The sequence below is a fragment of the Vibrio sp. 378 genome (assembly GCF_033339435.1).
Genome location: NZ_JAWOUO010000021.1, coordinates 12,842 through 24,528, shown reverse-complemented (window position 1 = coordinate 24,528; position 11,687 = coordinate 12,842). Strand labels below are relative to the sequence as shown.

Sequence of the window (11,687 nt, the reverse complement as noted above, 5' to 3'; positions counted from 1 at the left end):
TTGCTCACAATGCTCGCTTAAACATAGCGTGTGAATTTTTTCGGGTCGAAAGCCGCTCGAATGGCTTCACCAATAAAGGTCACCATTACCAGAACCAGAACAATAGAAGTCACTACTGACGCAACAATCCATGGCGAATCTAAGTTTGACTTACCTTGTTGCAGTAATTCCCCCCAACTTGGTGTTGGTGGCATCAAGCCTAAGCCTAGGTAATCGAGAGCAGTCAATGCTGTGATGTTAGCTGCAATAGTGAAAGGTGCTAGGGTTACAATCATCACCATCGTATTTGGCAAGATGTGATTAAACAAGATACGTCCAGTCGATGCCCCTAAAGCACGTGCCGCCATTACGTATTCTCGTGCCGCTTCTTTATAGGTCATGGTCCGCATGTACCATGTCATCCCCATCCAAGTGAAAAGCACGTTAATAGCGACAAAGAGAGCAAACGTCGGTTGAACGATTGAAACAAGAATCATTATGACGTACAAAAACGGGACCATTGACCAGATTTCGATAAGTCGCTGTACAAACAAGTCAAATTTACCGCCCCAAAAACCCATAGCACAACCGACTGCAGTACCGATCGCGTAGGAAATGGCCATCGTAAGCAACGCAAATCCCATCGCCGTTCTGAATCCGTAGACGAGTCGCGCCAAAATATCGCGACCTATCACATCTGTACCTAAATAATGCTTATTTTCGGCACTAGGTGCTGTTGGCGGGAAATCACCACTAAAATCTTGTTCGTATGGGTTCCACGGCACAAGCGGCAAAATAACAAAGTTGTCGCCCCCTTCAGCCTCAAACGCTTTTTGCAGTACACGATAATCGGCTTCACTGGATGACTCTTGGCCGAATTCGCTACCTAAACGTACGTCACTGACAACAGGAAAATAGTAGCTACCATCGTACTTGACGACTAGCGCTTTACTGTTGATCAAAAGTTCGGCGAATAGAGAAAGGATCAACATGATAGAAAGAGCAACAAACGACCAATAGCCTCGTTTGATCTCTTTAAAGTGACGAATTTTCTTTTGAGTTAATGGACTAACTTTAATCATGTTACGCTCCAAACTTCACACGTGGGTCGACTAAAGCAACACAAATATCTGAAATGATGTTACCAATGAGCAGTAACAACGCATTAATGGCGACAATACCCATAACAACAGGGTAATCACGCTCCATGATTGATTCGTAACCCAATAAGCCAATGCCATCAATATTGAAGATAACTTCAATCAGGAAGGCACCGGTCATGAAGAACAACAAAGAGTTACCAAAGTGACTCGCGATCGGAATTAAGCTGTTACGCAACGCGTGCTTACGAACTGCTTTTTTGAAAGGTAATCCTTTCGCAATTGCGGTGCGGATGTAATCTGAGGAAAGGTTTTCCATCAGGTTATTTTTCATTGTCATCGTCAGCGTGGCAAAATCACCAATGAGGTAACAGATCAAAGGCAACACCGCATGCCACATAATGTCTTTAGCGCGTTCAAAGAAGGTTTCGTAATCGTCGAAGTCATCGCCGACAAAGCCTCCCATCGGAAACCATTCCAAGTGATAACTAAATAACGTGATCAGCAATACACCCACCACATAACCTGGTAGCGCGTAGCCTACGAAAATGAGTACTGAAGAAGCGGAATCAAACACAGAACCGTGCTTGAGTGCCTTATAGTAACCAAGAGGAATCGAGATAAAATAACTAATAAAGAAGGTCATGCCGCCATAAAACAACGACACTGGCAAACGCTCTGCGATCATGTCCGAGACAGGCTCGTAGTAACGCGTCGACTCGCCAAGATCTAGCATTACCAAACGACTTAACCACTCGACGTACGCTTCAGTTACAGGTTTATCCAGGCCATAAAACGCATTCAGCTCCGCGATTTGATCGTCAGAAAGGGCCGTATTACCACCCGCAGACGTCATTGATGCGGCGCCGTCCCCCTGGGACTGCATTTGTGACAACATGCGTTCAACAGGTCCGCCAGGCACGAAACGAGTGATAGCAAAGATGAGAATAGTTATCCCGAGAAACGTTGGGATAACCAACGCCAAACGGCGTAAAAAGTACGACAGCATATACAACTTGCTCCTTGTCTACTGTCCAGTTCAAACGGAGTGAAAGAGGATATTTTCCGCCCAAAATGGTGCATATTTATCTCGTAGTAACTAAAACTGTTGAAGCACACTCCCTGCGCCTCAAGAGCTAGACTTTTCTACTACTGCAATAATTTCAGCGTCATATTTATCTTGAATCCACATCAGCTTCAAGTGTTTGAAACCAAAACATGACAAACTTCCTTCGATGTCGAAAAACAGAAATGTTTTTGTAAAAAATTATAAAAAACCACAAAAATAATTCATACAGAATATCAATCTAGGCTGTTTAGAGCCAAAACCCTACATAAAAATGCACCCTAAACACATAAATAGACACATAATCCAAGGTTATATTTGACCTAAAAATACGAGTGAGCCCTTTAACCGCAATGGGTATCATATTTTGATACCACCTAATAAGTTCGAGCTAACAAAGTATGGATTCGATATAAAACTCATCTCAGAACAATTCACTGGAAAAATATCTTTTTCCAGATTCAATTACCCACTAAAAAACCATAGGCAAGATAAGTCATTAAAGTTTATAAGAAACACAAAATACGGTGTTTTATTGAAATTTAATCTCGATTCATAAACCTTACTCGGTTTTTTATTCCGCCTTTTAAATAAAGTCTAGTTATTTACATCTTTTTTACATTTAAGCATCCCCGTTTACCACTGGTTTGACTTCCTTTTTTCATCTCGGTTATACATTGGCCGAACGTTAACGAAATATTAACGTCACATTTGGCCGCTATGCGGCCAGACATAGGAAATAATAATAATCGGAGCAACAAGGATGTATAAAAACACAACCGCTTTATCTGTTGCGATAAGCCTTGCTTTGGGGACAGCAGCAGTTGCAGCCCCAGCAACAGCACTGGCAGAAGAGCAGCAAGTTGAAAAACTTCAAAAGATGAAAGTTACTGGTTCGCGTATCTCCACGACGGATATGGAAGGTCCTTCACCAGTTACTGTTATTAATAGTAAAGACATTGAGTCTAAAGGCTTTAACAGCGCGCAAGACGTATTGAACAGTTTGACCCAAAACACAGGTGGTGTAATGGCTCAAACAGACTCTTTCTCGTTTACACCAGCAGCGCAGTCAGTCAACTTACGTGGCCTTGGCGCGTCGCGCACATTGATTCTTATTGATGGCCGTCGTCTTCCTCAATACCCGCTAGCACAAAATGGTACATCTAACTTCCAAGATATCGGCCAAATCCCTGTCGCCGCTATTGAGCGTGTTGAAGTAATGACCGACTCAGGTTCTGCTATCTACGGCTCCGACGCAATCGGTGGTGTCGTAAACTTCATTTTAAAGAAAGACTTTGATGGCGTTTCTGTAAAAGTACGCGCGGGTGACGCGACGGATGGTGGTTACCAAAATGGTCGTTTAGACGTTGTAGCTGGCAAAAACTTTGACGACAAACGTATTCTCTTCGTTGGCCAATTTGCGGGCAACGAAATGCTAAAGCAATCTGACCGAGATGATTGGGCTGGCGATGACGGTTCTAGCCGTTCTCAGCTAAGTGGCTACTCTAGCTACGGTGCAAACTTTGAAGGCGCCAACGGAACACTTCTAACACCAGCTGATGCTGGTTCTTCATGTAAAGAAGTCGTTGGTGATGCCGCGATTGAACGAGCGGATGGAAAGTGTGGTGTTAACCGTTCTGCGTACCGAACATTAAAACCAGAAAATAAACAAGTAGACCTACTTTTACGTGGTGAAATGGACATTAACGACAATGTCACTGCCATGGCAGAAGCCCGTTTTGGCTACAAGTCTACAGAATCTGAATTCGAACCTAACCCTTACAGCGTTGAAGTTGATGCCACTCACTTCCGCGGCGAAGGCGAATACACTCGCCGTATGGTCGAATTTGGACCACGCGAAAGTAACACTGAAGCCGATTCTTTTGGCTTAACCTTAGGCTTGAACGGCCTGCTTGCTGATACGTATGATTGGGACCTATCCGCTGGTTACTCTGAGCAAAGCGTTGAAACAAGCAACCCAGCAATCTTCCTAACTCTCGACCAAGCTGTACAAAATGGTGATGTCGATCTTCTAGGGCCTATCTCTCAAGACGTTGTAGACAAATACAGCGGCACTTCAAGCAAAGAAGCTTACTCAAAGCTTTACTCTGTTAACGGCTCACTGGCTGGTGATTTGGTTGAACTTCCTGCAGGTATGTCTGGCTTTGCTGTTTATGGTGAATGGAACCGTACTGACTACAATGAGACGATTGATGCTACAACAGCAGCTGGTGGTTTCTCTGGTCTAGGTGGAACATCAGGCGGCGGTGACCGCGATCAGATTGGTCTTGGTGTTGAAGCTCTTATTCCTATCATTGAAGATTTAGAAATGACTGTCGCTGGTCGTTACGACCACTACTTCGACGACTCGGCAACTGGCGGCGCATTCACTCCTAAAGTAGCCCTAGCATACCGTCCTACTGACACCCTATTGCTACGTGGTAGCTACGGTCTAGGCTTCCGAGCTCCAGACTTGAAGCGACTATTTGGTGATCAAACTCGAGGCTTTGGTTCTGGTTTTGACCCTGTGCTTTGTGCCAACGCTGGTGGTAGCGGCCCACAAGATAAAGATAAGTACCCAGAGTGTGATACTCAGTACTTCGATACGCTTAATGGCCCTAACTCTGAGCTGAAAGAAGAAACAAGTACAAACATTAACTTGGGCCTAGCGTGGGAGCCTGTAGATGATCTTGGTGTAACTGTTGACTGGTACCACATCAAGATGGAAGACGTCGTAACAGCACCAACTTACCAAGACGTAATTAACGATCCAGGTAAATACCCAGGTACTGAAGTCGTTCGTAACCCAGATGGCACCATCAAGTCGGTATCCTATGGTCCAGTGAACCAGTCGTATGAAGAGCGTTCTGGTATTGACCTAGCGATCAAATACGCATACGACACCAATGAGTTCGGTTCATTTAACACGCGTGTTGCTGTAACGAAGATCTTGATTGCTGAATATCAAGAAAACGACAGCGAGCCTGTAACGGATGAAAGAGATTTCATGCCTGAATACACCGCAACGTTAAATCTTGGCTGGGCATATGAAGATGTCGCTATCAACCTATTTGGTAAATACCGCGACCGTATGTGTTCAAGCTACGCAAACCGTTACTACTTTGATGACTGTGATTCTGCTAAAAAAGCGGGTTACAAAGCAGAAATCGCTAGTATGACAACGTGGAACCTAACGGCTTCTTACCAATTCAACGAGAGTGGTCGTGTAACTCTTGGTGCTATCAACATGTTTGACAAAGTACCGCCTGCAGATCCTCTAAGCGATACCTCTCCATTCTATGCAACTGGGTATGACGATCCAATCGGACGTCAGCTATACGTCGAGGCATCATACGACTTCTAAAAAATATTTGGCGCGGGTTTTCCGCGCCCTTTTCGACTGACTAAAACACTGACAAGGATGCAACCATGAAATTCAAGGAATTTGGTCTCAGTGCCATAGCTGCAGCATTGCTTACTATCAGTAGTAGCTCTATAGCGGCCAACTCTGGTGCTGTCGTTTCCACACAAGCAAAAGCAAATCAATCTTCAGAAGCTTCGCAACAAAAAATCGACAATTATGCCGAAAGTACTGAAGGCATGTTGGCAGAATACAAAGGCTTACTACGTCAAATCGACAGCATGAAAGTCTACAACGAGCAAATTAACCGTATGGTTCAATCACAGCAAGGTGAATTGGACTCATTAAATAACCAAATTGCTCAGATCGATCAAACGGCAACAGAAGTAGTGCCACTGACACTTAAAATGATCGATGCACTCGATGAGTTTGTGACTCTCGATCTACCTTTCCAGAAAAAAGAACGTAATAAACGTGTCCAAGAACTGCGTCGTCTCATGGATCGCGCCGACGTAACGACTTCTGAGAAATTCCGTAAAGTGATGGAAGCCTACCAAATTGAAGAAGGTTTCTCTCGCTCAATTGAATCTTACAAAGCTAGCCTAGATAGAAATGGGGAAACCGTGACTTACGACTTCCTACGTATTGGTCGCACGGCGCTTTTATTCCAATCTCCAGACGGTGGTGAGACAGGTATGTGGAACCAACAAACACGTCAATGGGAAACATTACCGGAAAGCTACCGCATAGCGGTACAGCAAGGCCTTCGTATCGCGAAGAAGCAAGCGCCACCAGCGCTAATCAAATTGCCTGTATATGCTGGGGAGGAATAAGAGATGAAAGGATTCAAAACTCTAGCCGCTGGTCTACTAGCGAGCTTATTTATGGCTTCAGGCGTACAAGCAGAAACGCCTAAAAACCTATCTGAACTACTCAAAAACGTAAAATCAGAAAGCATCGTTGAGTCAAAAGAGAACAAAGCCCGTGAAGCTGAGTTCAAGAACAACCGAGATAAGCAAGCAGCATTATTGCAACAGGCTCGTGAAGAGCTAGCTTCACAGCAAGCACTGGGCGATCAACTTAAAGCGACATTTGATGAAAACGATAAGCAGCTGACTGAACTAACAGAAACCTTACGTGTTCGCTCTGGTACTTTGGGCGAAATGTTTGGTGTGGTCCGCCAATATGCGGGCGAGTTTAAAGGCTTATTTGCAGCCTCTCAAAACGCAGTTCAGTTCCCAGAGCGTGACGCTCTACTAACGAAACTGGCTGAAAGTAAAGAACTGCCATCAACACAAGAGCTAGAAGCATTCTGGCATACCATTCTTCAACAAGTGGTTGCCTCAGGCGAGACAGCAACAACCCAAGCAACGGTTGTTTATGGCGAAGGTAAAGAAGCGGTTCGCGATGTTACTCTTGTCGGTGAATTTAACGCGATTGCCGATGGTAAGTACGTTACTTATGTACCTCAAACAGGTAAGTTCGAAGAACTCTCTCGACAGCCTCGCACCAATATTACACGTCATGTTGCGGGCTTTGAGTCAGCGTCAAACAGCTATGAGCCACTGTTTATTGACCCATCCCGTGGTGTAATTCTGTCTCTACTTGTACAAAGCCCTACCGTTCAAGAACGTATTGATCAAGGTGGCATTGTAGGTTACGTCATCCTTGGTATGGGTGCAGTTGGCGCTATCATTGCTCTAGTTTGCTTCCTACGCCTTCAAGTGATTGGCGGTAAAATGCGTAAGCAAGCGAAATCAGAAACCGTGATTCCTGGTAACCCATTGGGTGAAGTTATCCAGGCTTACCAAGAGCACAAAGGTGACAACCTTGAAGATCTGGAAGCGAAGCTTGACGAAATCATTCTACGTAACGCACCGAGCATTGAACGCTTTATCAGCTCAATCAAGCTATTTGCTTCTGTAGCACCTCTACTTGGTCTACTGGGTACGGTAATGGGTATGATCGGTACGTTCCAAGCAATCACACTATTTGGTACCGGCGATCCTAAGCTAATGGCTGGCGGTATCTCTGAAGCACTTGTTACAACCATGCTTGGTCTGGTTGTCGCAATTCCTCTACTGTTCCTGTACACCATCGTACACAGTAAAGGTCGTCGTTTGGTTCAAACTCTTGAAGAACAGAGTGCAGGCTTCATCGCTCGCTATCAGGAAAAACTACATAAAGCCGAAAGCTAAGGAGGCGCTATGTGGTGGTTAGTTGGAGAACTTGAATCAATTAGGCGCTTCTTGGGAATGGGTGGCGATGTACTCGTCGCCATCTTCATCCTCAGCTTTATGCTGTGGGCAGTATTGTTAGAACGTTGGTTCTATTTTGCTGCCGTCGCTCCAAAAGCCATGAAAAAAGCCGTTGGCTCATGGCAGGGGCGCTCAGAGCACCAGAGCTGGAACGCTAAGATGATCCGACAAGAAATTGTTTCTCGTCAGGACATTGAGAATAAAAAGGGCCTGCCAATCGTGAAAGTATTGATTGCGCTTTGTCCCTTACTGGGTTTGCTCGGCACCGTTGTTGGCATGATCCAAGTATTCGACATCTTAGCGGTAACAGGAACAGGAAGCCCTCGAGCAATGGCCTCGGGGATCTCAAAGGCAACAATCCCAACGTTAGCCGGGATGGTGGCTTCTCTATCAGGACTGTTCTTTAGTTCACGTCTTGATCATTTAGCCAAAGTCACAACGCAAAAGCTGGAAGATAAGCTAAAGCATATTGCCTGAGTAAATGGAATTAGAGGTATAGGTCATGAAAAGACGCTATAGCAGTGATAGCAGTGATGAAACCGCTATCGATATGACACCGATGCTCGACATCGTATTCATCATGTTGATCTTCTTTATCGTAACAACATCGTTCGTCAAAGAAGCTGGTCTAGAAGTAAACCGCCCTACGGCAAGCTCTGCGCAAACCGTGAAAAAAGGTAACATCATGGTCGCAGTTGGTGCGGCGGGTGATGTTTGGGTTGATAAACGCCGCATCGAAGTCGACGCGGTTCGCGCGAATATTGAACGTCTTCGTGCAGAAAGCCCTGATGGCGCAGTTGTTATCCAAGCCGACACTGAAGCAAATGCTGGCGTAGTCGTGAAGGTTATGGACCAGATCAAAATGGCAGGTGTAGAAAGCATCTCCATTGCCGCAACCAATAAGGATTAAGCTTATGCGGTATCTGGCCTCAATTGCACTGGCGCTCATTGTCTCCCTCGGGTTGTTCTGGGGGATGGACAAGCTAGTAAACAAAGAGCGCCACGAGTTAGTGTCGAATGATGACCTGCGTATGGTCGAGTTTATTCGCATTAAACCAGACGAAAAAATACAGGAGAAAAAACGCGAACTTCCAAAGCCACCACCGCCTAAGCGTCCGCCGCCGCCGCCAGAAATGAAAGTGACAGCGACAGTAAAACCGGTGATGGAGCAGACCCCAATGGATATGCCAAAGCTTGACCTACCCGTAAATGTTACAGGTGGTTCGGTGCTTGGACATTATAGCCAGGGTGGAGGTGCGCAACTCGCGGGTAGCGGAGGTCCAACACCTCTAGCGACATTCCAACCTCAAATGCCTAGGAAGGCTGCGAAAGCAGGAATAGAAAAAGGGGTCGTCTTATTAGAGTTTACTGTAAACGCACGTGGTGCCGTAGAGGACATCAAAGTTCTTAAAGAGCAACCACGACGCTTAGGCCTCGGTCGAGCGGCAAGAAAAACAGTCTCTAAATGGACATTTAAACCAAAATTGGTTGACGGGAAACCTGTTAGCTCGCGCCTATCGCAAGAAATAGAGTTCTCAACCAATTAAGGAGTCACGATGAAAAGTTTATGGAAAAGCAAAGTGGCTTCTTTAATTCTCTTCGCAGGAGTGGCAATGACCGCTCCTACGATGGCAAAAGAAGCTCCTCAGTTATCAGATCGGACATTTCGAACCGTTAACAAAGTGCAAGAGTTGATCGCAACTGAAAAATATTCAGCAGCGAAAGAAAAACTAGCAAGCGCTTTAGAAAGCACAAGTTCGAAAAAATACGACCGAGCAGTTTTACTTCAGCAGACTGGCTTTTTGTATTCGCTACAAGACAATTATGTGCAAGCAGCAAAATACTTTGCCGAAGCATTGCAGCTCGACGCACTTCCCGTTCCTGTTGCTCAACAAGTTCGCTACAGCTTGGCTCAGCTTTACCTAGCTGAAGAAAAGTATACGTTGTCTGTAAAAACGATGAAGGAATGGTTCAAGGTTGCAGAAACAACCAAAGAGAAGCCTCAAGCTCATGCTTATATCACGTTAGCGAGCGCTTATGTTCAGTTGGAAGATTACAAAAATGCAATCCCGCCAACCAAAAAAGCCATCGCGATGAGCAAGAGCCCAAGTGAGTCTTGGTACTTAATTCTCGTTGCATCTCACTACGAGTTAGGCCAGCTGAAAAGCGTTGCCAGTGTACTCAAAACTCTGACTTCAAAGTACCCTCAGAAAAAGCGTTACTGGATGCAACTTTCTGGTGTCTACATGGAGCTAGGTCAAGAGCGCAACTCTCTAGCCACCCTAGAAATGGTTTACAAAATGGGGAAACTAGAAGGAGAGAAGGAATATTTACGCTTTGTAAACTTCTTGGCTTATCAAGGTATTCCATATAAAGCAGCCAAAACTCTTGAAAAGGAAATGGCAGCTGGAAACATTGAAAAGACGAAGGAAAACTATGACCGCCTAGCCAGTTTCTGGCAGCAAGCTAAAGAGCTAGATAAATCAATTCTCGCTTATAAAAAGTCATATAACCTCGCTCCTTCTGCTAAAACGCAAATTCAGATTGCTCGCTTAATGATACAAGACAAGCAGTATTCTGAAGCAACTCGTTTTGTAGAAAGCGCGGCATCCAGTGCCTCTAAAGAGCAAAAGGCAGAACTTGAATACATTCGCGGGATGGCCTATTTCGAGCTTAAGCAGCCACAAAAGGCCTTGCAGGCGATGAAAGGCGCTGCTCAATCGCCAAAATTCAGGTCAACCGTTAGCCCTTGGATAAATTTCCTAGAGTCTCAAGGATAATTCGAAGATTAAGTGTGAGTCAGTCGCACGCCTGGGGAAGTGAAAGCTTCCCCTTTTTTCAGTCTTATCATTATTAACCCCTATTTTTAACCAGAGTCACTCACGCAAGCCAAATCGGGAATCTAAACCTAAAATCAGCACACTAAACGGTTGTAGAAATGGTTTTAATAACAGAGTGCGCGGATGGTAAGTCCTGTATCACGCTCCTTCTTCGCTGTTTAGGAACACTCTGGCGTAAGTAACTATTTCATCAGAGACGATCACAGACAGAAAGATCAACTGGTAACAAAATAGAGATCATGATACTCTTCGCCTCCATTTTTCTGGCGGGATTATCACCAATATCCACCCCTTTGGTGGTTGATTTCTCAATGCCAGTGCTATCGTTATAAGAATGTCGAACTTTCCTTCGGCACTCAATCAATCCAATCAAAAGTGGAACAGTACAATGGGCAAAGGTACTCTCTATATCGTATCTGCACCTAGCGGCGCAGGTAAATCTAGCTTGATCTCAGCGATGTTGGAACGCAACCCAACCTACGCAATGAAAGTGTCTGTGTCTCACACCACGCGCAACATGCGACCTGGTGAAGAAAATGGTGTCCACTACCATTTTGTAGCGAAAGATGAGTTTGAAGCCCTGATCGCTAAAGGTGACTTCCTAGAATACGCAGAAGTGTTTGGTAATTATTACGGCACATCTCGTGTATGGATTGAAGAAACACTAAATAAAGGTATCGACGTTTTTCTAGATATAGACTGGCAAGGCGCACGCCAAATCCGTGAACAAATGCCAGAAGCCAAAAGCATCTTCATCCTACCACCATCAAACGGTGAGTTAGAGCGTCGCTTGAACACTCGTGGTCAAGATAGCGATGAAGTGATCGCAAAGCGTATGGCTGAAGCCAAGTCGGAAATCTCTCATTACAACGAGTACGACTACGTGATCGTAAACGACGATTTTGATACCGCTTTGATGGATTTTAAAGCAATCTTGCGTGCTGAAAGATTGAAGGAAGAAAAGCAAGCTGCTAAATATAAAGGTATGCTTGACGCGTTGTTAGCAGAGTAACTTCAAAAAAGTCACGCTGTAAAACATAAAGAATTTCCCGTTTTTTGCCCAGTGCGAAAAACACAATAAAC

General features: G+C 44.9%; 10 protein-coding genes. 8 read left to right on the top strand and 2 right to left on the bottom strand.

Translation table 11 applies throughout. From position 1 onward, the window contains the following. Nucleotides 1-17: 17 nt before the first annotated feature. Nucleotides 18-1,061 carry an ABC transporter permease gene (locus R7Q48_RS22240; RefSeq protein ID WP_005379369.1) on the bottom strand — a complete coding sequence of 348 codons (1,044 nt, stop codon included), beginning with the start codon at nucleotides 1,059-1,061 and terminating at the stop codon, nucleotides 18-20. 1 nt (nucleotide 1,062) lies between these two features. Next, a complete protein-coding gene (locus R7Q48_RS22235; protein ID WP_005384771.1) occupies nucleotides 1,063-2,088 on the bottom strand; it encodes an ABC transporter permease subunit in 1,026 nt (341 codons plus the stop codon). An 820-nt stretch (nucleotides 2,089-2,908) separates the two neighbouring features. Between R7Q48_RS22235 and R7Q48_RS22230 the strand changes: the two genes are divergently transcribed. The 8 genes from R7Q48_RS22230 to gmk all read left to right on the top strand — a co-directional run bounded on the left by R7Q48_RS22230 (nucleotide 2,909) and on the right by gmk (nucleotide 11,616). After that, nucleotides 2,909-5,509 (top strand): TonB-dependent receptor plug domain-containing protein, encoded by a 2,601-nt coding sequence (locus R7Q48_RS22230; protein WP_047103765.1) that lies wholly within the window; start codon nucleotides 2,909-2,911, stop codon nucleotides 5,507-5,509. A 65-nt stretch (nucleotides 5,510-5,574) separates the two neighbouring features. Then, entirely contained in the window at nucleotides 5,575-6,339 is a 765-nt protein-coding gene (locus R7Q48_RS22225; RefSeq protein ID WP_005379365.1) for a DUF3450 domain-containing protein, read from the top strand. Between the two features lie 3 nt (nucleotides 6,340-6,342). After that, complete coding sequence (locus R7Q48_RS22220) at nucleotides 6,343-7,704, top strand: MotA/TolQ/ExbB proton channel family protein (protein WP_017634999.1); 1,362 nt, start codon at nucleotides 6,343-6,345, stop codon at nucleotides 7,702-7,704. Between the two features lie 9 nt (nucleotides 7,705-7,713). Then, nucleotides 7,714-8,241, top strand: coding sequence for a MotA/TolQ/ExbB proton channel family protein (locus R7Q48_RS22215; RefSeq protein WP_005379363.1), 528 nt, complete (start codon nucleotides 7,714-7,716; stop codon nucleotides 8,239-8,241). Between the two features lie 25 nt (nucleotides 8,242-8,266). Continuing rightward, nucleotides 8,267-8,674, top strand: a complete 408-nt coding sequence (locus R7Q48_RS22210; RefSeq protein ID WP_005379359.1) for an ExbD/TolR family protein — start codon at nucleotides 8,267-8,269, stop codon at nucleotides 8,672-8,674. 4 nt (nucleotides 8,675-8,678) lie between these two features. Then, nucleotides 8,679-9,311 carry an energy transducer TonB gene (locus R7Q48_RS22205; protein ID WP_005379353.1) on the top strand — a complete coding sequence of 211 codons (633 nt, stop codon included), beginning with the start codon at nucleotides 8,679-8,681 and terminating at the stop codon, nucleotides 9,309-9,311. A 9-nt stretch (nucleotides 9,312-9,320) separates the two neighbouring features. Then, the gene (locus R7Q48_RS22200; protein ID WP_169644337.1) at nucleotides 9,321-10,544 is read left to right on the top strand and encodes a tetratricopeptide repeat protein; all 1,224 of its coding nucleotides are present in this window, start codon (nucleotides 9,321-9,323) and stop codon (nucleotides 10,542-10,544) included. A 448-nt stretch (nucleotides 10,545-10,992) separates the two neighbouring features. Beyond that, nucleotides 10,993-11,616, top strand: coding sequence for a guanylate kinase (gene gmk, locus R7Q48_RS22195; RefSeq protein WP_005379347.1), 624 nt, complete (start codon nucleotides 10,993-10,995; stop codon nucleotides 11,614-11,616). Nucleotides 11,617-11,687: the final 71 nt, after the last annotated feature.

Bases quoted from the DNA above. Each gene is read 5' to 3' on its own strand.
- R7Q48_RS22240 (WP_005379369.1), bottom strand. From the start codon at position 1,061: ATGATTAAAGTTAGTCCATTAACTCAAAAGAAAATTCGTCACTTTAAA.
- R7Q48_RS22235 (WP_005384771.1), bottom strand. From the start codon at position 2,088: ATGCTGTCGTACTTTTTACGCCGTTTGGCGTTGGTTATCCCAACGTTT.
- R7Q48_RS22230 (WP_047103765.1), top strand. From the start codon at position 2,909: ATGTATAAAAACACAACCGCTTTATCTGTTGCGATAAGCCTTGCTTTG.
- R7Q48_RS22225 (WP_005379365.1), top strand. From the start codon at position 5,575: ATGAAATTCAAGGAATTTGGTCTCAGTGCCATAGCTGCAGCATTGCTT.
- R7Q48_RS22220 (WP_017634999.1), top strand. From the start codon at position 6,343: ATGAAAGGATTCAAAACTCTAGCCGCTGGTCTACTAGCGAGCTTATTT.
- R7Q48_RS22215 (WP_005379363.1), top strand. From the start codon at position 7,714: ATGTGGTGGTTAGTTGGAGAACTTGAATCAATTAGGCGCTTCTTGGGA.
- R7Q48_RS22210 (WP_005379359.1), top strand. From the start codon at position 8,267: ATGAAAAGACGCTATAGCAGTGATAGCAGTGATGAAACCGCTATCGAT.
- R7Q48_RS22205 (WP_005379353.1), top strand. From the start codon at position 8,679: ATGCGGTATCTGGCCTCAATTGCACTGGCGCTCATTGTCTCCCTCGGG.
- R7Q48_RS22200 (WP_169644337.1), top strand. From the start codon at position 9,321: ATGAAAAGTTTATGGAAAAGCAAAGTGGCTTCTTTAATTCTCTTCGCA.
- gmk (WP_005379347.1), top strand. From the start codon at position 10,993: ATGGGCAAAGGTACTCTCTATATCGTATCTGCACCTAGCGGCGCAGGT.